The following is a 19,514-nucleotide window of genomic DNA, read 5'->3' on the forward strand; positions in this document are numbered from 1 at the left end:
CCTAAATGAAGTCTATGCTCAACGGAATTGCCGATTCGCTTAATGTTCAACAGCGCAGCCCAACAGTTGCGCCATCTGTTGGAGTACCACAACCAGCAAATGCACCAAAGCACACTAAGCCGAGCGCAATTCCAACCCATAGGCTAGAAAGCTACAGCAAGTGGGCCCGAGTCACCCAAGGCCAACATAGAATTAGCGCTGCGCAAGTTGCTGAACAAGGCTTATTACAAGTTCAGCAACTGCTTAAACAACTGCAAAGCCAGGTAAAGCAATCTCTTGCATCTAATGCCTCTGAGCAAACGATGCTTGAACAGACGGCGCGCAGTAAGCTGATCCAACATAAGTTGTCTCAGCTTGCTATCAGCTATGACAGTAAGCCGCTGGTCGATCACCAACTCAATCTGATCTCGGCCGCTAGGCCAGCAGCTCGATATAGCTTTAGTTTAAAATCAGTTGATTTAACCGCCCCGAAACAACGGGATGAACGACTGATAATCCAAGTGGGTAATCAATCTACAAGCCTTATTTTACCGGCAAACAAGCAACCGCAACAACTACTTAAAAACCTCAATGGCTCACTTAAACCGCTAGATATTCAAGCGACTCACAACGGTGAGGGGAAGTTAATTTTTACTAGTCCTAAGTCGCAATGGCTGCAGATCCAATCAGGAATATTGATGACCGGACAAGGCCAGCGCCTGCCCGCAGGTGAGCCAAGAACCATTAAAGTGAATGAAGAACTAAGCTGGCAAGATCCGCGAGAGTGGCGCTTTGGTAGCAACGCCGAACTCAAGCAAGCTATAGCCAAAATAGCCAAGTCGCTGCATAAGGTAGAGCTGCAATTACAAGAGCTAAGTGACAGTAAGCAAAAAATTCTGCAACAGTTGCAGCAGGTAAGCTTGAAAAAAGACGGTCAGCTAGAGTTAGAGTCGACCATGAGTCAATTAAGCAACCTTATGCAGCCAACGCCATTTAGCCTGCAAGTTACCTCGCTGATGGCGCAGGCCAATATGACCCGCTCTCAGGTATCATCGTTATTGTCTTAAGCCATTTAGCCCTCATGCACCGACCTGTAAGTGGTGCATGCAAAACGAACTTTATAACTAAGGTTTAGTGTCTATAACGCCTTTAAATCAAGACAACAAAGTCAATATTGCTGGTAAATCATCAAATTTAGCCCTATTGAGGATCTCTATAACATATTGGCTATAATTGGCTTTATGCTGCCGGCTTGTGTGATAAACCTGAAAACAAAGAATGATATCACTTTTTGATAGTCCATTATTCTTCGCTGCAATAACTGACAAATAGCAACGCAACATAAAAAAATCAACCAACATGACTCTGAAAGCTTGCGATGGCGTTAACGCATCAACCTGCGGAAAATTCATGTGATAAACGTAATATATTAAATAGCGACTAAATAGATCGGGATGTGCGGTTAACGCAGGTTTAGCAATTTGGTGCCACGCGGTATTTATGTGCTCCATATTGATACTTTCATCTTCCATCATATCCAAAATAGCCTGGTGTATTTGCTCAAAACGCTTGCGCCCCCGACTAGGCTTATTAGTGTGTAACCACAACTGGATTGAAGTAAAGGCGTGCATCTGTTGGGTATTGGTATCTTGATTAAAACCATCAAAGTGTCTCTTTAGTTCTCCATTAGCATGCAAAATCAATAGTTGCTGATACATACTACCAATCGATTCACTGCCTAGTAGTCCTTTTGACACGTCTTCAGTTTTCTTCATTATGATGCCAATAGCAGTAAGAGCATGCTCAAGCTGCATATCAGACTTCACTAGTAACTGCATAGAATAGTCATGAGCCTTCTTCGCCCACATTGGGCTAGATTGAAACGCATGATTATGATTAACCGTTATTTGTTCTAAATGGAAAGGGTTAGAGTTGAACAAAATAACTCTCGCCGCTTCAGGACATGATAGCGACAAGCTTTCATAGCGATCACCATCTTTAAAATGCGACATTCTAGGGTAGGTTTTACATGTGTTACTCAGTAACTCATGACCAGCCTTAGTATGAATTTGACATAAATTTTGCTCATCAAGAAAACGACAGGCACCATCATCGTTTAAAGTAACCCGGGCCCATTCAGTATCGCTCTTCTTAACTTTTCTTAACGCTTGCGTAGCAAGCTCTTTAAGCTCAGGATGAGCGAGCGTCTTCTTAAAGCTCTTTTTATCGATGCTAATTCCCCAGCCATAACAACAACTGTCTTCACAATCGCTTCCAATACAACTGAAATTGGTCACAAAACTAGGGCGAGTATGGGTATGTCTCATATAAATATCTCTTTAATCCAATTTTAATTTGAATCTAAATCTATTAATAAAAAGCGACTTAAAACGCAATTAACTTAAGAAAATAGAAGTCATTAAAATCAATCACTTACAAGTAAAGGCCAAAATAATTAACCATTAGCTTTCAGTTTCGTTTTACTTGGTCGTTTTACTATTTGAGACAACAGACAAAACATTAAAAATTAAAGGAATTCCCCATGTTATCAGTAATGACTAACAATGCGTCAAACATCGCGCAAAACTCTGTAAACAGAAACAACGACCTACTAAGTAATGCTATGGAGCGTCTATCTACTGGCCTACGTATCAACAGCGCCGCTGACGATGCTGCTGGTCTGCAGATTGCTTCACGTATGGAAGCTAACATCACTGGTATGGAAGCGGCAAGCCGCAACGTATCTGACGCAACCTCTATGCTACAGACTGCCGATGGTGCATTAGATGAGCTATCTGTGATTGCTAACCGCCAAAAAGAATTAGCAACACAATATGCTAACGGTGTGAACTCTGATGATGACAAAAAAGCCATTGATGCTGAGTTTAAAGAACTAGGCAGCGAAATGAAGCGCATTTTGACAAGCACCACTTACGCTGGCAGCAACCTTTTCGATGAATTGAAATCTACTGGTACTACATTCCAAATCGGTGCTGGTACAGCAGAAGTACTAGCAGTAGGCATCAGCACTAGTTCCCTGCTCAAAGCCGCTTCAGCTATGGCAAAAGGTCTGGCGGCCAATAGTGCTGATATCACAAAGATTGACACTATGATTAACACTATCGGTACACAACGTTCTGACCTAGGTGCTAACATTAACCGTCTTTCTCATACCGCATCTAACCTAACTAACGTGACTGAGAACACTAAAGCAGCGGCTGGCCGTATCATGGATGCTGATTTCGCAGCAGAAACTGCGGCGATGAGCAAGAACCAGTTATTAGTTCAAGCAGGCACTAACATCCTATCTTCATCGAACCAAAACACGGGTTTGGTTATGGGTCTGTTGGGTTAATCCAACTCACTCCATACGTAAGATATACATTAACTAAAGGGCCTATCGGCCCTTTTTTTTCGCCCTTTATCTTATAAATTCCCGCAGTGGTACTTCAGCAGGCCTGCTGTTAGGTCGCTTTAAACAGACTATAGGCAAGCGCATAACCTTGACCCTATGCATTATTTGCATTGACTCGGCATTGATTCTACATAGGCGGAAGACAGGCTTCCCACTACGGCTTAACAACGGAAACCGAATGTTAGGCACTCTCAAGAAATTACCAATAAACACTTAACTAACAACAATTAACAGATATTAAATTAATGGCACATAGATTGCTAAACAGCAATATTGGAGGAGCGTAATGATTTCAGGTATGGGTGGCGCCACATTCGCCGAACAGCTTATTGTCGCAGAGCGTGCGGGCAAAGATCAGATCTTTAAAAGCAATATGACCAAGTACGAGGCGCAGCTCGATGCTTATGAGATCTTAGAGCGCAGCCTAAACTCGATGAGTAGCAAACTGGAAGCTATTGACGGTGATGCTTTTGAAAGCAAAACCTCATCAGTTAGCGATGATAGCGCCTCTATCACAGTGGAAAGTGGAGCACCAACCGGTGACTATGATCTGCATATCGAGCAGCTGGCACAGGCGCACCAGTTAACCAAAAGCTTTGCCAGTGAAGATGCCCTCCTGCCTACAACAGGTGTGATTAATATCCAACTCGGTAGCGATCCTGCTGACAGCATCAGTTTGGATATGTCAGCGCTCAATGCCGATGGCACCGCGACGGTCAAAGACATCACCGGCATGATCAACTCCCACCCAGGAAATCCTGGAGTGCAAGCATCATTGGTGCGCACCGGTGGCCAAGTTGAACTGATGCTCTCCTCTAAAGAGACGGGTGCTGCTAACAATATCAGCGTCACTATGGATCCTATGGATGGCAGTGGTGCTAAAGATTGGGGGATGGTCGAGCGCCGCGCCGCGCAAGATGCCAAGGTAAACCTTAATGGCATGGATATCACCAGCAGCAGCAATAATCTAGCGAACGTGATTGACGGTGTCTCTATTGAACTAAATAAAGCTCACAAGCCAGGTGAAAGCAGCAATATCAAGATTGAATCAGATACAGATGCTAGTGAGCAGGCTATCGAAGATTTCGTCGATATTTTCAATGACCTAATGGATGAAATCAACAAACTCACCCGCTCCATGGGTAGCGAGGCTTTAGATGAGCTGAACGAAGAGAATGCTGATAAAGATGACAACAGTGATGAAGAAACTGACGAAGATAAAGAAGACGATGAGGATGACGACAGCAACTCTTCAATTACCGAAGATCAACTAGGCGTACTCAAAGGCGACTCTAGCATTCGCATGCTGCAACAAAACATGCGTGATGTCATTTTCAATACCGCACCTAACGGCATGCGTCTATCTGATATCGGGGTTGAATTCGGCCGTGATGGCAAGCTCGATATCGACAGCGAAAAACTATCTAAAGCGCTAAAAGACGATCCTAATGCTGTGCAAGACATGTTTACCGACAGCGGCAGCTATGTCGATAAGCTCGATAAAATTATCGACCCTTTTACTAAATTCCAAGGCTCGATGGATCTTAAAAAAGATAACTTGGAGATGCAGATCGAACGAGTGGAGACCAGTATGGATAACCACGACAGGCAGATGGAGCAAAGATATCAAATCTATCTGGCCCAGTTTACTGCGATGGAAGCCACCATCAGCCAACTGCAATCATCTAGCTCGCTTTTTTATTAAGGACACACAATAAATGTTGAATGAGCACGACCCTTTTAATGCTTACAAGCAGACCTCGCTTAATGCGAGAGCTGCAGCTGCCAACCCTCATGAAATGGTGCGCATGCTGTTGGATGGCTTACTCGAAGAAATTGAGCGCACAGCCGGATTTATGCAGCGCAAAAGTTATGAAGATAAAGGCCAGAGTATCAACAAGTGCCTCAACATCGTTCATGGGCTCGATTCCATGCTGGATCTTGAAAATGGCGCTGAAGTCGCGTTTACCTTAAATCGTCTTTATGACTATTGCAGTCGCCAACTGGTTATCGCTAGCGTTGAAAACAGCGTTGCCGCCCTAAAACCCATCACTAAGGTCATTACCGATGTCAGAGAAGGCTGGGCTAATCTCAATTGAGCAATGGCAACAGTTTGAAAAAGCACTGTTGTTTTATTCTCACGCCCAAGACTGGGACAAAGTCGCCAAGGTGAATACTAAATTGGTTGAAGTATTAACCAAAGCAGGCAAACCCAGCAGCCCTTCGCAGCTGGCTGCGCGCCAATCATTGGCCGCCACCCATAAACAGGTATTACAGCAGCTAATACTAGCAAAAGAGCAATTAGGGCAAGAGATGAATCAATTTAAGCAACAACAAGATGGCCTATCGGCCTATCAACTGACCAGTGTCAGTGGCGGTGCTTATGATTAATAATTCGGTTTTACCTGGCAGCGCACCTCAAACGGGGAGCTGTCAACTATCAACCCAGATAAAAAGCCATAGCTGTCATCAAAGCCAAGATCCGCTTGAGCAACATCAAGCGGACGCTTTGCCCTTCTCTTTTGCTTTCGCTTCGACTGGCACTTCCGAAGCGAACCAACAGAGCTTATTAGCCACTGGCACATTACCAACTAGCTTACAGAAGACCTCTACAGAGGCCAGCTCCGCTGCGATAAAAACCGTCTCAACACTTGCAACAAGTGATACAGGGTTATTGTATGCACAGGCTCTGCAAGCTCAATCCGTAGCGAGTAAAACTCAGTCTCATGAGACAAGCGCTCAAACTTTACATCAGCCTCTGATGTCGTCAGTAACGCTAAACGCATTGGATGGTCACGCAAACTCTCATAGTACTAATGCCCAAACGCTAAATGCCTCTGCTTCCCCACAAGGAGCGGGGCAAGCACAAACAAGCTCGCTTTCGGCGAGCAACTACCAACAGCAATCATCACTGATTAACTCTGCCGCGCCTCAGACGAGCTTACCTCAGCAAGCTGGAACGCTAAAGAGTGACTCCCTGATGAGCCGGAATTTATTTCAGGCAATGAACACACCGCAGCAAACATCGATAACCGATACCGCTGCAGTAGACATTGTTGACTCGGTAAACCAAATTTTGGCCTCGAGTACTCGCTCGCAAGCAACGGTAGCACAATGGGGGCCGGTTGCTGTTTCTCAGGCAGCTCCTTTGCTGCAACAAGCTCATGAGATGCTCTCGCCACTACGAGAGCAGCTAAAGTTTCAAATTGATCAACAGATCAAACAGGCCGAAATTCGGCTCGATCCACCCGAGCTTGGCAAAGTTGAACTCAATGTTCGTTTAGACGGTGATCGCTTACATATTCAAATGCATGCGGCTAACTCATCGGTACGCGATGCCCTATTAATGGGCTTAGATAGATTACGAGCAGAGCTCGCAATGGATCATGGCGGGCAAATTGATGTCGATATTAGTCAAGATGATCGTCAGCAAAAGCAAGATTCACCGGCGTCAGAGTTCGCTATTGCTTCGGCAACAGCAATTGAACCTGAACGGACTTTTAACAGCAGAAATCAACCACAAGATCACGTCGATCTGTTGGCGTAATTTAGGAGAAATACATGGCGTTGATTAACAATAAGGGCAAGTTATTCGCCCTCACTCTCGCTTTTCTAGCATGGACAGGGGCAGCATTCTGGGTTGGTTGGCAATCACCAACACTAATTGGCCAACCATTCGGGCCGCAAGAGCCCGAAGTTGAAGTCGCCAAATTTTATCCTCTCGATAAATTTGTCATCTCGATTCCAGGTGAGGAGTATTCACACTACCTACTGTTGGAGTTGGCGATTAAGTCTCGCTCAAAGGATGCACAATACACCTTAACTCAGGCTGATTCGGTTATTAAAAATTCGCTAATGAAAATGTTTTCTACTAAGCATTTCGACGAACTAAACGATACCAAGCGATTTGAACCACTACAAAAAGAAGCAAAAAGCATTCTATCGGCAGTGTTAGCGCAGAATGACTTCAGCATAGAGTTAGATGAAGTACTGTTTACTCGTATGATTATCCAATAAAAGGCAATGTTATGAACACAGCACTATCTGCCTACCAAGAAGCCGCTGAAGAAATGACGGTTAACCGTCTCTCCGAAAGCCAGGTGATGAAGCAATACCTCCCTCTAGTTAAGCGCTCGGTGTCTCAACTTAGGAGTCACTGCGGTATAGCCCTAGCAGTAGAAGATATGGAACAGATAGGCATGATGGCGCTGTTAGAGTCTGCCCGGAGGTACCCAGGTGAGTACGACAATGGCTTTTTGTCCTTTGCTGGTCAACGTATTAGAGGCGCTATTTTAGATGAACTACGCCGCCAAGACTGGCGGCCACGCCCTGTTAGACAGCAAGCACACGAACTCAATGATATGGTTCGCAAACTCACTCGCTCATTAAAACGAGAACCCACAGATTTGGAAGTCGCAGAATCTATGGGACTCAGCCAAGCAGAGTATCGAGAACGGTTATTTGCTTCTCAATCTGAGTCAATGCGCAGCTTAGATGAACTCATTAGTGACGGTGGACACTTTGAAGATAAAAGAGACATGTTGGAGCAATTTTCAACAAAAGAAACCTTATTCCAAGCAATTTTGAAATTAAACAAAAGAGAACAGGTGATCCTGTCGCTTTACTATCAGCATGAACTCAATTTGAAAGAAATCGCCGCAACATTAGGACTGACTGAGACACGTATTTGCCAACTGCATAAACACGCAGTGAAACAACTTCAGCAGATCTATCAAGAATGGGAGCGGTAAATACGTGAGGTAGTATGAGCAAACTTGTAGGGTTAGTGATAATTCTGTTATCTGTGTTTGGTGGTTATATGTGGGCTGGCGGCGTATTACTCGCACTATGGCAACCCGCTGAAATCCTAATTATTTTTGGTGCAGGTCTCGGCGCGTTAGTTATCGCCACTCCAAAGCCCGTTCTAATTGTAATGCTAGAGCAGCTCAAAGAAATCCTTAGAGTAGAAAAAGAAGACCCAGAGCTCTACCCACAACTTTTTGGGCTTATGTCTATGCTAATGACTCAAATTCAGATGCAGGGACTAAAGGTGATCGACGATCATGTTGAAAAGCCAAGAGAGAGCTCACTATTTCTAATGTATCCAGCGATTCTTGAGCACCCAAATGTTCTCAACTTCCTGATTGATAACCTTCGCCTACAATCGATGGGCAAGATCTCACCTCATGATTTAGAACACATTCTTGAAGAAGAAATTCATCGAATTGAAGAAGATAGCATGCGCCCCTCACATGCGATTGCAAAAATTGCTGAAGCCATGCCAGGATTTGGCATCCTAGCTGCTGTGATGGGCATCATCATTACCATGTCGAGTATCGACGGTCCGATTACCATGATTGGTGTGAAAGTATCAGCGGCACTAGTGGGAACCTTCATCGGCATTTTTGCCTGCTACTGTTTATTTGATCCAATAGCTAAAGCACTTGAACACTTAGTCGAGCGTAAGTCTGCTCAGCTACGTTGCGTGGCAGCCATGCTGTCTGCATTTGCCAAAGGCAAACCTCCTATGATTGCGATCGATGCTGGTCGTAAGCAAATCCAAATTGAAAACCGTCCCTCGTTTATAGAGCTTGAACGCTGGTTATCGGAGCAGCAAAGCTAATGGCTCTAAAACCTGAACCAGTCATTATCAAACGCAAAAGGCGTCACAAAGCACATGCTGCGCACGGTGGTGCTTGGAAAGTTGCATTTGCCGATTTCACTTTAGCCATGATGGCTTTTTTCATGGTGTTATGGATTATACAAATTGCCGATCAGCAAGAACGCACTGTGATTGCTAAGCACATACAAGGTGACTTATTTGAAGCGGGTTCTATTAACCCTTTTGACTTAAGCAGCTCCCCTTCAATGCTCGACTTTGAAGGGCAAATGACAATTCAAGAGGCCGTCATCCCAACAGCCTCTACTGGCGCAGAAACTCGTGGTCCAGCCCAGCATAATCGTATTCCGGAAGGAAAAGACAATGTAAAAGCAGGCAAGGGTCCAGAGCTCAACGCCATGATAGCAGGCAAGTTTGAAACTCAAGCGCAACTTGAATTGCTAACAAGAGAGTTAGATAAAGTGATTGAAGATGTCAGCATGAGCGCAAACGTTAAGCTGCAGGTAGTGCCACAAGGTGTGCGTATATTGATGCATGACAATATCAACAAGTTCATGTTTACCCGTGGCAGCGCAGAAATGAAGCCCTATTTTGAAGACTTGTTAATGGCCTTGGGACCCCTTCTGAGTAACGTCGAAAACAAAATGAGCATTTCAGGCCATACCGACTCCACTCCATTTATTGGAAAAACCTTTACCAATTGGGAGCTATCGAGTAAACGAGCGTTACTCGCTAGAAGAGTCCTTGGCTACGCCGGAGTCAAAAACAACCAAGTTCTGCAAGTCACGGGCATGGCAGATCAGGCCCCATATGTTAGTCATGACCCCGCAGCAGCAGCCAACAGACGAATCGAGATGATTATTATGACAACCGATGCAGAACTGCAACTTCGCCAAATGACAGGGTTACCTCTAGAGAATATGGCCCCTAGTAAAGCGGTTACAGATGCAAAAAAAATAGCAGAAGCTAATCAACCTAGATCGAGATACCCAGAGTCGTGGACAAGTCAATAATTCAGCACGGTGAGTTTATTGCAGCCGACAAGGCAGCAACAGAAACAACTTCTGATATAGAGTGTAGGCAACATATCAGGTTAAGCCTTAGGATAAATGCTGACGAAGACATTATGTTTGCATGTGATGGTATAACTGTATCTTTAGTCGATAAATCTGGTTGGATTGAAAATCCAATAGGAATTGCCAATATAAAAGATATTGGACTGGGGGGGCTCGGAATAATTACCAGCACCAACCTGAAATTAAATCAAAAAACATGCATATCAATTAATAATGAATTAGTCCCTATTACCGTTATGCGGATAAAAAAAGTCAACGGAAAGCTAAATTTTATCGGTGCAAAATGGGATATCGAAGACGAACAAAAAACTATCTCGGTTTTAAATAAAATCTACAAACTGAGCAAATCTTAAAAGAGTAATCATTTAGATTACTTAGGCCTTCAAAATTTGAGGAAGTAACAGTGCCTAATTCATATGTTAGAAAAGGAGTCGATGGTTTACAGAAAGCATTCCTATATTTGATCATTCTTGATTGGCTTATTCTAATTTATCTATGCACTGAAATAAAACAACTGCCGTTCCGCTATGGTGTTGTAGCTTCCTTCATGGTCATTGTATTCAACTTAATATTGATGAACTTATGCTTTAAGCGAGCCCGCCGAGCAGAAGATGGCTACCTTATCTATCCCGTAATAGCAGGCGCATTACTTTCGTTCTGCCTTGTTGGTTACTTCTTTTTCTTTTAACAATTAGCTTACCGATTCCGGCTAACATAAGTGGTAGACAATGGCAGCAATTCAAAGTGATTCAAACTATTTTCGATGCATTTCAGCGTCTATAAACTTTCAAACTTACATCTTCAACAAAGGCTAAAAGGCAATGAATAATTCTGAGTCAAACCTTGAAAACCAATTCCATGTCAATGATTTTGGTGAGCGCTACCTACCTAATGTAAGCAGAAATTCGTTTACAAAAATAGACTCAACAACACTATTCAAACAGACGTTTGGAGATGATATTTTTAAAGAAGAACATCTGCATATTATTATCGGAACGGATTCAGGATTGCTTGTAAATTATGTAATAAGTCACGGAATACCTGAAGGTAGTAAATACCTTTTTGTTGAAGCCGATGCTGTACTTGGTATGCTTGACACTGAGCTTGACTCAAAGATAGAAAAACAAATTAAAATATTGAGTTTTAATCAGTTTACAGAAAAATTAAAGAGCAATGAGTATGAATTGTATCTAATCAAAAATCAGTATATTACCCACAACTCCATTGCTTCAACCTTAGGTGTTATTGAACAGTATCACACTTGTATTCATAGTGTGCAGAAGCATCTCACTGCGTACAAATTTGAAATAACCAGTACTTTTCAAAGAAAAGCTTTTCTTATTCAGCAATTAAAAAATATAGCTGACAACCAGCATCCCGCCTCGTTATTGCGTGATAAATTTCAGGGGAAATCCTGTATTGTTGTTGCTGGAGGGCCATCACTCGATGAGCATATTAACTGGATAACTAATAATTACGATCAATTATTCATTATCTGTGTATCTAGAGTCGCCGCTAAACTTTCAAATGCAGGCATCCCCGCACACATAATTGTGTCTGTTGACTTTCAGGACCTAAACTTTGAAGTCAATATCGATACAATGCCATTAGCGCACGAAAGCTTGTTGATTAATTCATACCACTTGAACCACCGCATCCTGTCACAATGGCAGGGTAAATCTCTATATATCGGACCCAGACTGCCTTGGTGCAGAGATGACTCCAACAATATCGCATCTGTGGGACCAACCGTAACCAATAGCGCAATCCACCTTGCCATTGAGCTAGGCTTTACCACCATATTACTTGCTGGTGCAGACTTTTGTTATTCCAGTACTGGGGTCACCCATGCTAAAGGCTCAATTGAAGCAGAGGCTGGAATAAACAATAGTAGAATTGAGGAGTGGGTAGAGACCTACGCAGGTCATCGAGCAGAAACCCCTATTCAACTGGTTGCTGCAGCACAATCTTTACAAGCTGAAGCTCAACAACACCCAGATGTCGATATCATTAATTTATCAATAAATGCCGCAAAACTTGAAGGTATCAACTATCAAGCAACCGATACCATAACCTTAACTCCTACAGGCGTAACCCCAAAACAAATCTTAGACCTGATACACAGTTCAGCGGCAGAGAAAATCGTCCACCTTAACGATATAGAGGCTAAGCTACTCAGTTCGGTAGAAACATTTACGGGAATAAAAAAGCTATCTCAGCAAGCAATAGACCTCAACACGCAAGCAAAACGCGTTAATATTCAATCTAACAAATATCGTAGCATTTCTGGAAAAATTGAGAGAATTGAAAAAAAGATAGCAGCCGAATATGGCGATATCTCATACATGATAAAAAGTTATGGTTACAACGAGTTTTCCAAGTTCTTAACCATAAAAGAAAGTCAGGACTGGACGGTTGAGGACATGCAAAATATGACTCAGCTGTACTATGAAGCTTTTAATAGCTTAGCCGAAGAGCTTAATGGATATGTACAAGATGCTATTAATATAACAAAAACTCGACAGTTAGAATTAACGGAATCGGTCAACCTTGCTGAACTCACTAGCCAATGGCAACAAAATAATCAGCCAGGAAGAGTACATATATTCCAAAACTTAAGGGCTGAACTAGGACTCAGCTATGATAGCTCTGATGAGTACTTAATTGATGTTGCTAGTGAATATCACACCCAGTTAACGGCGAAGACTCACCCGTACTTTGCAATGAAAAAAACCAATACATCGCTGCATAACACACTGGCTAAGATCATTGATTTATACAAAAGTAAAAATAAAACTGGTTTGATTCCGTTAATCAATAGTATTGAGCCTATGATAGATGGTGATGGCTTAGCACAACGATTATATTATCTAGCTAAATGCTATGTCTGCATCCTTAATGAGGACAATCAAGCCGCTTTATCAACATTGCAACAGATTGATGAAAGCAACCAGACAGAGATTATCCTTAAGCAGATGGTTGCACTGGGGTCAGAGCTTCAGCAAATTGATATAACGGTAGCCTCATTAGCCAAACTAGTTAAATTTAGTCATGAGTATTTACCGCTATACGCACATGCTTTAACGATTCAAGGCGATAATATACAAGCTATCAATACCTACTTAGATTACTTAGATGTCATGCCAAACGATACAAAAGTACGCTTAAACCTAGGGGTGTTTTTACTGAAGTTAGGACAGACAGAAGGTGCTATAACCTGCTTCAAACAAGTGCTAACAGTTGATATTAATAACCTAAGTGCTCTCAACTATCTTAAACAAATCACCGTGTAACAACCTGCTTTTAAAATAGAAGTTCTGATTTATTTAAGCTTTGTCCCGATGGCCTAACAATTAATAGGCCATCATTGTCCCTTATACTTTACGCTCGGTAATCAACGAGATCGAATGTTAAGGCAGTCCCTCTTGAAATATCTTTCATCGCTTTTTTAAATAAGACTTCATCATAATATTTTGGTGCGAGACCAAATCCTGGGCGAATGCTTCTCACATTTTCGGGACTAAAATCCTCACCCGCTTTAATATCTTTAACTACATACAGTGAGCGCCTAAACTTTAAGTTAGCCTGCTCTGCTGCGCTACGGGTGTAATTAACCTTACCTAACGCGGACCAAGCTAACTTGCTATCGCGACAAAGCTGCTCAAGTTCATTAGGCTCTAGCGAAAAACTATCATCAGGGCCACCACCAGTTCTATCGAGTGTGACGTGTTTTTCAATAATACTCGCACCTAAGCTTGTCGCTGCAATCGCTGTGATATTACTTAGGGTATGATCTGACAGCCCTGTTACCAGCTTAAATCGATTTTTCATATCAACTAATGTTGCCAGATTATAATCTTCTGCCGCCGCCGGGTACGCACTAACACAATGCAATATAGCTAACTCTTTACAGCCTGCACTGCGCGCTGCATCTATCGCCTCAGCAATCTCCTCCGCATTAGTCATGCCTGTAGAGATGATCAGCGGCTTACCTGTTGCGGCTGCGTACTTAATTAACGGCAAGTCAATGGCTTCAAACGAGGCGATCTTGTAGGCTGGCGCATTAAGATCTTCCAACAGATCAACCGCCGTAGTATCGAATGGCGAACTAAATAAGGTTATATCTAATTGACGGGCATAATCGAACAAAGGTTTATGCCAATCCCACGGCGTATGCGCCCACTCATACAGCTGATATAGGCTTTGTCCGTGCCACAGACCACCTTCAATTTGAAAGTCGCTATGTTCACAATCTATGGTGATAGTATCTGGTCGATAGGTTTGCATTTTTACGGCATCTGCCCCAGCTTTTTTAGCTGCTGCAATAATCTCGAAAGCCGTTTGAATATTGCCATTATGGTTAGCAGATAACTCAGCAATAATATAAGGTGTATGTCCATCACCAATTACTCTGCCATCAATTGAAATTATGTTATTCATTGGTATCCTTTGCAGGGTATTGTATCCATTGTTCTTCTGTTAGCTGGGTGTATCCAGTATTACGAAACAGCGCTTGCGACGCATGGTTGTCAGCCAATACGGTGGCATGAATTGTTATCAATTTAAAAGCTTGCCTTATGAGCATAACTGCCGCTTTAGCAATACCTTGGCGGTAACACTCTGGCGCTGTCACAATTGAGATCAAGTAATGGTGGGGCTCCGATAGTGGGTCTAAACGCACCATACCTACATCAATGCTATTACGGCGTAACATCAACAGATAACTGTCAGCTTGCGCAATTTTATTGGCAAACCAAGCACTGTGTTCCTGCCATGTAGGAGTCGCACTATTTAGCGCGTAACGCCGGGTTTCAAGGCTTTGCTGCCAATCATATAAAGATTGGCAATCACTATGACTAGCACGTTTTAGATAAATCACATGTCCCAGCGAATCTTTAGCGCTAAACATACTTAATGCGACACGGCTAGCCCCCATACCATCAACAAGCTGACTTGCAGCGTTACTCATCTGCTGATAATTAGCATCACACTTTGCCAAAGCGGCAACTATTGATTCAGCGGTTAATGATTCAGGCTCACCGAGTGAAATAGCAACACCTTGAGCATCGAGGCGCTTTGCTATGGTGCGCTGATTATCGGCCAAGATGATATTTAACGCTGGTAAAGACAATGCGCAACGCTCCCAAGCACTTGAACCTGCTGCACCAATGGCAACATCAGCTTGCGTCATATAGCGTGCTATGTCATTGACAGCGATAAACAAACGGCATTGTAATCTTGCCTCACAAATCACTTTTTTAAGCTTTTCAGCGTGAGGATTATTAGGCCCAATAATGACATTCACTTGGGTGCTATCGGCAAGGGGACTGACATCTAACAGTTTAAGGACTGTCGTCGTAATATTATCAATATCAGTGCCGCCCAGACTGAGCAATATCGTTTTGATCCCTTGATATTGCAACCGGTTCACTTTAGCTTGTTCGGCGTACTTGCTAAACTCATCTCTTAGTAAGCAAAAGTCCGTTCCGAGTAATAGCTCGGCAGGCAAATTAGCATCAATAAGATAGTCACTGGCTTGGCGCTCAAAGGTCTGGTCAAGTAATCGGTCGCAGTCATAAACGCGATCGACAAGATCGTCAATCACCATTAACTGATAACTATTGCCAGCTTTTACTGTCACCACTTTATGCCAATGATTATCTAGACTGTAATGATCAACAACCAACCAATCAGCACCCGCTTGAGCCAATATTTGCTCTGTTAGTAGAGCATCTTGCTGCCATGTGCGACCTAGTATGGGTGAGCCAAGTTGCTGCGCGGCTATAACCGGTAAAGAATGCAACACATAGCCTTTTTCTGTGATCAGTTCATTTAAATTACCGGCCACTTCACCCGCAATAAACTCAACCTCACAACCAAGTCTGGTTAGTTGATCCGCTAATGTTAGACAGCGGTATACGTGCCCACAACCAATTATCAGAGAAGCATCGGTTCTAATTATTATTTTCAAACAGACGCCCTATGCTGATAAAAGCTAAATAATGCTTCGGCTAATAGCCAGTCTTCGGGCGTATCAATATCAACCACGCTTCCTTTTGGCAAAACTAGACCACTGGCCTTGTCACTGTATATAGGTATAGAGGCAAGGTATGCTGCGACTTTTCCCCAGTAAAACTGGCCGGTGTCGTAATACGCGGCGGTTAAATCTTGGCTGCGGGTATTAAGGTGCTCAGGAGAAAACATCGCCACAGTTGCGCTTTTATCTAGTGCGACGGCTCTTTGAATTGGTGCTGGAAACTCACACACAGGAAAAAGATAATCAGCTTGTCTTTGCTGCATTTGCTGCAAACCTTGGTTTAACTGCTTGGCGGTTACAAAAGGCGCAGTCGCATAGATACAACAACAGTTCTGATAATGCACACCATCAAGTGCTAATGCAGTAAGGGCATGCTCAATCACCATCAAGGTTGTAGCGTAATCATCTGCGATTTCGGCTGGGCGGATAAAAGGCACTTCAGCACCATAGTGTTTTGCGACCTCGGAGATTTCACTGTCATCAGTAGAAACAATCACTCGCTCAAAGCAGCCACTTTCAAGCGCTGCTTCTATGGAGTAGGCAATAATTGGTTTACCATTAAAATGCTTAATATTTTTCCGAGGGATACGTTTACTGCCACCCCTTGCAGGAATAATCGCCACATTCATTACAGCAATCCTTTCAAGGTATCCAGAATATAACCTTGCTCTTGTTCGGTTAAATCAGGAAATAGTGGCAAGGTTAGGCAATGCTGATAAAAATATTCAGCCTCTGGAAAGTCATGTTCAGCAAACCCCTTGTTTAAATAATAGGGCTGAAGATGCACAGGAAAGTAGTGAACATGCACACAAATATCTGCGGCTCGCATTGCTTCAAAGATTGCTTTGCGATCAACGTGCCCAGGCAGCAATACTATCATTAGGTGATAAGCGCTATAGCTATTATCAAGTGGGATAACACAAGTGACATTGAGCTTTGCAAGCTCTGCAACATAGGTCGCAACTAGCTTGTTTCTTTGTTCAACAAAGCTAACTAAGCGGTTAATTTGGCTATTACCCAGTGCAGCTTGCAGCTCAGTCATACGATAATTAAACCCAAGAGCGTGTTGCTCGTAATACCAATCTCCTTCATCGGGTCTTAGCATTATTTGAGGAGTTTTGGTTATCCCATGACTACGTAAAAGCTGCATAGACTCGGCTAAAACGGCATCATTTGTGGTAGCAACTCCACCTTCTGCGGTGGTAATGATTTTTACAGGGTGAAAACTAAATATTGTAATATCACTGTATTGGCACGTGCCAATTTTACGATTTTGATAGCTGCCACCTATGCCGTGTGAAGCGTCTTCGATAACACGAACACCATAAGATTTTGCCAATAGCCAAATAGCTTGCATATCGCAACTGTGACCCGCCATGTGTACCGGGATCAACACTTTAGGTAGGCGGTTTTGAGCTTTCGCCTGCTTAAGTTTACTCTCAAGTGCTTTGGGGCACATATTGCCCGTGTAGCGATCTACATCGACAAAATCTATGTTCGCACCACAGTAAAGCGCACAATTAGCTGACGCAACAAATGTAATAGGACTGGTCCAAACATAGTCTCCTTTGGTAACGCCTAGAGCGAGACAAGCCAAATGCAACATAGAAGTTGCACTATTAGCCGCAACCGCAAACTTAGCTGAAGTAACAGCACAAATATGCTGCTCAAATAATGGGACTTGTGGCCCTTGGGTCAAACAATCAGATTGCAGCACCGCCGTTACAGCAGCAATATCTTCAGCAGAGATATTTTGGCGACCATAAGGGATCATCAAGCTTTTCCTTCACCAACTAAGCGGATCTGTTCCACAGATAAAAACTCTGGGTTATTACCTGAATGATATTCAAACCCCATAGGCACAAACGTACCTCGCTCACCAATCACATTTTGTGAGTAGTCCATATCCTTATCAAAAAAGATAATGCTTGGAGTTATCACGAAGTGATCATCAAACTCGATAGTATGATGAGAATCGTCTCCAGGGCACATGATCTCATGTAATTTTTCGCCAGGCCGAATTCCAACTACAGTGTGATCCAAACCTGGCCCATAAGCTTCCGCTAAGTCAGTGATTCTGATTGATGGGATTTTAGGAACAAAAATCTCTCCGCCTTGCATTCTGGCAAAATTCTTTAAAACAAAATCAACACCACCCTGTAAGGTAATCCAAAAACGAGTCATTTCGGGGTGCGTGATCGGAAGCGTTTTTTCCCCTTTAGCAATAAGGGACTGAAAAAAAGGTACCACACTTCCGCGACTGCCAACGACGTTTCCATATCGTACAACCGCAAAGCGAGTATCAGCCTTACCTACCATATTATTAGCTGCCACGAACAGCTTGTCAGACGCCAGCTTCGTCGCGCCATAAAGATTAATAGGGCTCGCGGCCTTATCAGTAGATAAGGCAATAACCTTTTTCACATTATTAGCAATTGCAGCCTTAATGACATTCTCGGCGCCATTAATGTTAGTCTTGATACACTCCATAGGGTTGTATTCAGCCGCAGGCACTTGTTTAAGAGCTGCAGCATGGATAACGTAGTCAACATCTTGAAAAGCTTGCATTAAGCGTTCAGCATCACGCACATCCCCAATAAAGTAACGCATACAAGGATCATTAAAGGTTTGCTGCATCTCATACTGCTTAAGCTCATCTCTCGATAGAATGATAAGCCTACTTGGCGAGTAGTTCTCTAGAATGGTTTTTACATACAGCTGTCCGAATGAGCCTGTTCCACCAGTGATAAGAATTGATTTGTTATTAAGCATCGTTAAGGTTGCGCCTTCAATTATGAGCACCGGTAAACTTCATTTACTGGTAAATATAACGGTGAAAAGCAAATAGCATGCCAGCACTATGGTAAGAGTGATGTCCCTATGCCAAAGAGATTGGGCAAAGATGACCAAGTGTTAAGATGGAATAGTATGATGACGGCAAAGAATAGCGGAGAGCTATTCCTTGGAGAGGTGTTTGTCTATAAAAAATACGATATTTCACAAATTCCAGACGTAAAAAAGCCCGCTACATCGTAGCGGGCTTTCTCGTATTTGGCGCCTGGAAATGGCCAGCTTCGAACAAGTTCTCCGCGCTCCATAAGTGCACGAAGCTAAGCTTCATAAACGCACTCACTTCGCCCTACTATCACATGGTAATGATACATGCTGCGCATGCGCTGTTTATTTCCCATGTTCGAGTAACCTTACAAAAACTGAACATACAAAAAAGCCCCAACACTTCGTGCTGGGGCTATTTCGTATATTTGGCGCCTGGAAATGACCTACTCTCACATGGGGAGACCCCACACTACCATCGGCGATACTGCGTTTCACTTCTGAGTTCGGAATGGATTCAGGTGGTGCCACAGCTCTATGGTTTCCAGACAA

Annotated in this window: 19 protein-coding genes and 1 rRNA gene; 13 read left to right on the plus strand and 7 right to left on the minus strand. The window is 43.2% G+C overall.

All coding sequences use genetic code 11. The features are described 5' to 3' along the window. Positions 1-5: 5 nt before the first annotated feature. Positions 6-1,046 (plus strand): hypothetical protein, encoded by a 1,041-nt coding sequence (locus K5Q73_RS15670; RefSeq protein ID WP_259650776.1) that lies wholly within the window; start codon positions 6-8, stop codon positions 1,044-1,046. Between the two features lie 87 nt (positions 1,047-1,133). Here the strand turns inward: K5Q73_RS15670 and fliB are convergent, their stop codons facing one another. Further along, positions 1,134-2,306: a flagellin lysine-N-methylase gene (fliB, locus tag K5Q73_RS15675; protein ID WP_220762486.1), complete on the minus strand. Its 1,173-nt coding sequence runs from the start codon at positions 2,304-2,306 to the stop codon at positions 1,134-1,136. Positions 2,307-2,521: 215 nt separating this feature from the next. Between fliB and K5Q73_RS15680 the strand changes: the two genes are divergently transcribed. The 11 genes from K5Q73_RS15680 to K5Q73_RS15730 all read left to right on the plus strand — a co-directional run bounded on the left by K5Q73_RS15680 (position 2,522) and on the right by K5Q73_RS15730 (position 13,383). Next, positions 2,522-3,334, plus strand: a complete 813-nt coding sequence (locus K5Q73_RS15680; RefSeq protein WP_220762484.1) for a flagellin — start codon at positions 2,522-2,524, stop codon at positions 3,332-3,334. Between the two features lie 346 nt (positions 3,335-3,680). Beyond that, entirely contained in the window at positions 3,681-5,099 is a 1,419-nt protein-coding gene (fliD, locus tag K5Q73_RS15685) for a flagellar filament capping protein FliD (RefSeq protein WP_220762482.1), read from the plus strand. Positions 5,100-5,112: 13 nt separating this feature from the next. Continuing rightward, complete coding sequence (fliS, locus tag K5Q73_RS15690; RefSeq protein ID WP_220762480.1) at positions 5,113-5,493, plus strand: flagellar export chaperone FliS; 381 nt, start codon at positions 5,113-5,115, stop codon at positions 5,491-5,493. Continuing rightward, on the plus strand, positions 5,462-5,785 hold the full coding sequence (locus K5Q73_RS15695) for a hypothetical protein (protein ID WP_220762478.1): 324 nt from the start codon (positions 5,462-5,464) through the stop codon (positions 5,783-5,785). Before fliS ends, K5Q73_RS15695 begins: the two co-directional genes overlap by 32 nt. Further along, positions 5,778-6,941 carry a flagellar hook-length control protein FliK gene (locus tag K5Q73_RS15700; RefSeq protein ID WP_220762476.1) on the plus strand — a complete coding sequence of 388 codons (1,164 nt, stop codon included), beginning with the start codon at positions 5,778-5,780 and terminating at the stop codon, positions 6,939-6,941. Before K5Q73_RS15695 ends, K5Q73_RS15700 begins: the two co-directional genes overlap by 8 nt. Before the next feature lie 14 nt (positions 6,942-6,955). Further along, complete coding sequence (gene fliL, locus K5Q73_RS15705; protein ID WP_220762474.1) at positions 6,956-7,411, plus strand: flagellar basal body-associated protein FliL; 456 nt, start codon at positions 6,956-6,958, stop codon at positions 7,409-7,411. A gap of 11 nt (positions 7,412-7,422) precedes the next feature. Beyond that, positions 7,423-8,145 (plus strand): RNA polymerase sigma factor FliA, encoded by a 723-nt coding sequence (locus K5Q73_RS15710; RefSeq protein WP_220762472.1) that lies wholly within the window; start codon positions 7,423-7,425, stop codon positions 8,143-8,145. Between the two features lie 14 nt (positions 8,146-8,159). Next, positions 8,160-9,017 (plus strand): flagellar motor stator protein MotA, encoded by an 858-nt coding sequence (motA, locus tag K5Q73_RS15715; RefSeq protein ID WP_220762470.1) that lies wholly within the window; start codon positions 8,160-8,162, stop codon positions 9,015-9,017. Continuing rightward, positions 9,017-10,027, plus strand: a complete 1,011-nt coding sequence (locus tag K5Q73_RS15720) for a flagellar motor protein MotB (RefSeq protein ID WP_220762468.1) — start codon at positions 9,017-9,019, stop codon at positions 10,025-10,027. Before motA ends, K5Q73_RS15720 begins: the two co-directional genes overlap by 1 nt. Continuing rightward, positions 10,012-10,443 (plus strand): hypothetical protein, encoded by a 432-nt coding sequence (locus tag K5Q73_RS15725; protein ID WP_220762466.1) that lies wholly within the window; start codon positions 10,012-10,014, stop codon positions 10,441-10,443. Before K5Q73_RS15720 ends, K5Q73_RS15725 begins: the two co-directional genes overlap by 16 nt. A 468-nt stretch (positions 10,444-10,911) precedes the next feature. Further along, positions 10,912-13,383 (plus strand): 6-hydroxymethylpterin diphosphokinase MptE-like protein, encoded by a 2,472-nt coding sequence (locus K5Q73_RS15730; RefSeq protein ID WP_220762464.1) that lies wholly within the window; start codon positions 10,912-10,914, stop codon positions 13,381-13,383. An 88-nt stretch (positions 13,384-13,471) separates the two neighbouring features. On the opposite strand, the gene pseI is transcribed toward K5Q73_RS15730, so the two are convergent. The 5 genes from pseI to pseB are packed head-to-tail and all read right to left on the minus strand — an operon-like array spanning position 13,472 to position 18,899. Further along, positions 13,472-14,530, minus strand: coding sequence for a pseudaminic acid synthase (pseI, locus tag K5Q73_RS15735; RefSeq protein WP_220762462.1), 1,059 nt, complete (start codon positions 14,528-14,530; stop codon positions 13,472-13,474). Beyond that, positions 14,523-16,061: a UDP-2,4-diacetamido-2,4,6-trideoxy-beta-L-altropyranose hydrolase gene (gene pseG, locus K5Q73_RS15740; RefSeq protein WP_220762460.1), complete on the minus strand. Its 1,539-nt coding sequence runs from the start codon at positions 16,059-16,061 to the stop codon at positions 14,523-14,525. The genes pseI and pseG overlap by 8 nt, the downstream gene beginning before the upstream one ends. Further along, positions 16,058-16,756, minus strand: a complete 699-nt coding sequence (gene pseF / locus K5Q73_RS15745) for a pseudaminic acid cytidylyltransferase (RefSeq protein ID WP_220762459.1) — start codon at positions 16,754-16,756, stop codon at positions 16,058-16,060. Before pseF ends, pseG begins: the two co-directional genes overlap by 4 nt. Further along, positions 16,756-17,901 carry a UDP-4-amino-4,6-dideoxy-N-acetyl-beta-L-altrosamine transaminase gene (gene pseC, locus K5Q73_RS15750; protein ID WP_220762457.1) on the minus strand — a complete coding sequence of 382 codons (1,146 nt, stop codon included), beginning with the start codon at positions 17,899-17,901 and terminating at the stop codon, positions 16,756-16,758. The genes pseF and pseC overlap by 1 nt, the downstream gene beginning before the upstream one ends. Then, positions 17,901-18,899: a UDP-N-acetylglucosamine 4,6-dehydratase (inverting) gene (gene pseB, locus K5Q73_RS15755; protein WP_220762447.1), complete on the minus strand. Its 999-nt coding sequence runs from the start codon at positions 18,897-18,899 to the stop codon at positions 17,901-17,903. Before pseB ends, pseC begins: the two co-directional genes overlap by 1 nt. A 108-nt stretch (positions 18,900-19,007) precedes the next feature. Here pseB and K5Q73_RS15760 point away from each other — a divergent pair, with 108 nt between their 5' ends. Further along, positions 19,008-19,163 carry a hypothetical protein gene (locus K5Q73_RS15760; RefSeq protein WP_220762439.1) on the plus strand — a complete coding sequence of 52 codons (156 nt, stop codon included), beginning with the start codon at positions 19,008-19,010 and terminating at the stop codon, positions 19,161-19,163. A 232-nt stretch (positions 19,164-19,395) separates the two neighbouring features. On the opposite strand, the gene rrf is transcribed toward K5Q73_RS15760, so the two are convergent. Further along, positions 19,396-19,511 (minus strand): 5S ribosomal RNA (gene rrf / locus K5Q73_RS15765). Positions 19,512-19,514: the final 3 nt, after the last annotated feature.

Origin of the sequence: Shewanella sp. MBTL60-112-B2 (assembly GCF_019655055.1) — a bacterium.
In the GTDB taxonomy this organism is placed as follows: domain Bacteria; phylum Pseudomonadota; class Gammaproteobacteria; order Enterobacterales; family Shewanellaceae; genus Shewanella.

What these genes read in the sequence shown, in the direction of transcription:
- K5Q73_RS15670 (WP_259650776.1), top strand. Translation starts at nt 6, where the DNA reads ATGAAGTCTATGCTCAACGGAATTGCCGATTCGCTTAATGTTCAACAG.
- fliB (WP_220762486.1), bottom strand. Translation starts at nt 2,306, where the DNA reads ATGAGACATACCCATACTCGCCCTAGTTTTGTGACCAATTTCAGTTGT.
- K5Q73_RS15680 (WP_220762484.1), top strand. Translation starts at nt 2,522, where the DNA reads ATGTTATCAGTAATGACTAACAATGCGTCAAACATCGCGCAAAACTCT.
- fliD (WP_220762482.1), top strand. Translation starts at nt 3,681, where the DNA reads ATGATTTCAGGTATGGGTGGCGCCACATTCGCCGAACAGCTTATTGTC.
- fliS (WP_220762480.1), top strand. Translation starts at nt 5,113, where the DNA reads ATGTTGAATGAGCACGACCCTTTTAATGCTTACAAGCAGACCTCGCTT.
- K5Q73_RS15695 (WP_220762478.1), top strand. Translation starts at nt 5,462, where the DNA reads ATGTCAGAGAAGGCTGGGCTAATCTCAATTGAGCAATGGCAACAGTTT.
- K5Q73_RS15700 (WP_220762476.1), top strand. Translation starts at nt 5,778, where the DNA reads ATGATTAATAATTCGGTTTTACCTGGCAGCGCACCTCAAACGGGGAGC.
- fliL (WP_220762474.1), top strand. Translation starts at nt 6,956, where the DNA reads ATGGCGTTGATTAACAATAAGGGCAAGTTATTCGCCCTCACTCTCGCT.
- K5Q73_RS15710 (WP_220762472.1), top strand. Translation starts at nt 7,423, where the DNA reads ATGAACACAGCACTATCTGCCTACCAAGAAGCCGCTGAAGAAATGACG.
- motA (WP_220762470.1), top strand. Translation starts at nt 8,160, where the DNA reads ATGAGCAAACTTGTAGGGTTAGTGATAATTCTGTTATCTGTGTTTGGT.
- K5Q73_RS15720 (WP_220762468.1), top strand. Translation starts at nt 9,017, where the DNA reads ATGGCTCTAAAACCTGAACCAGTCATTATCAAACGCAAAAGGCGTCAC.
- K5Q73_RS15730 (WP_220762464.1), top strand. Translation starts at nt 10,912, where the DNA reads ATGAATAATTCTGAGTCAAACCTTGAAAACCAATTCCATGTCAATGAT.
- pseI (WP_220762462.1), bottom strand. Translation starts at nt 14,530, where the DNA reads ATGAATAACATAATTTCAATTGATGGCAGAGTAATTGGTGATGGACAT.
- pseF (WP_220762459.1), bottom strand. Translation starts at nt 16,756, where the DNA reads ATGAATGTGGCGATTATTCCTGCAAGGGGTGGCAGTAAACGTATCCCT.
- pseC (WP_220762457.1), bottom strand. Translation starts at nt 17,901, where the DNA reads ATGATCCCTTATGGTCGCCAAAATATCTCTGCTGAAGATATTGCTGCT.
- pseB (WP_220762447.1), bottom strand. Translation starts at nt 18,899, where the DNA reads ATGCTTAATAACAAATCAATTCTTATCACTGGTGGAACAGGCTCATTC.
- K5Q73_RS15760 (WP_220762439.1), top strand. Translation starts at nt 19,008, where the DNA reads ATGCCAAAGAGATTGGGCAAAGATGACCAAGTGTTAAGATGGAATAGT.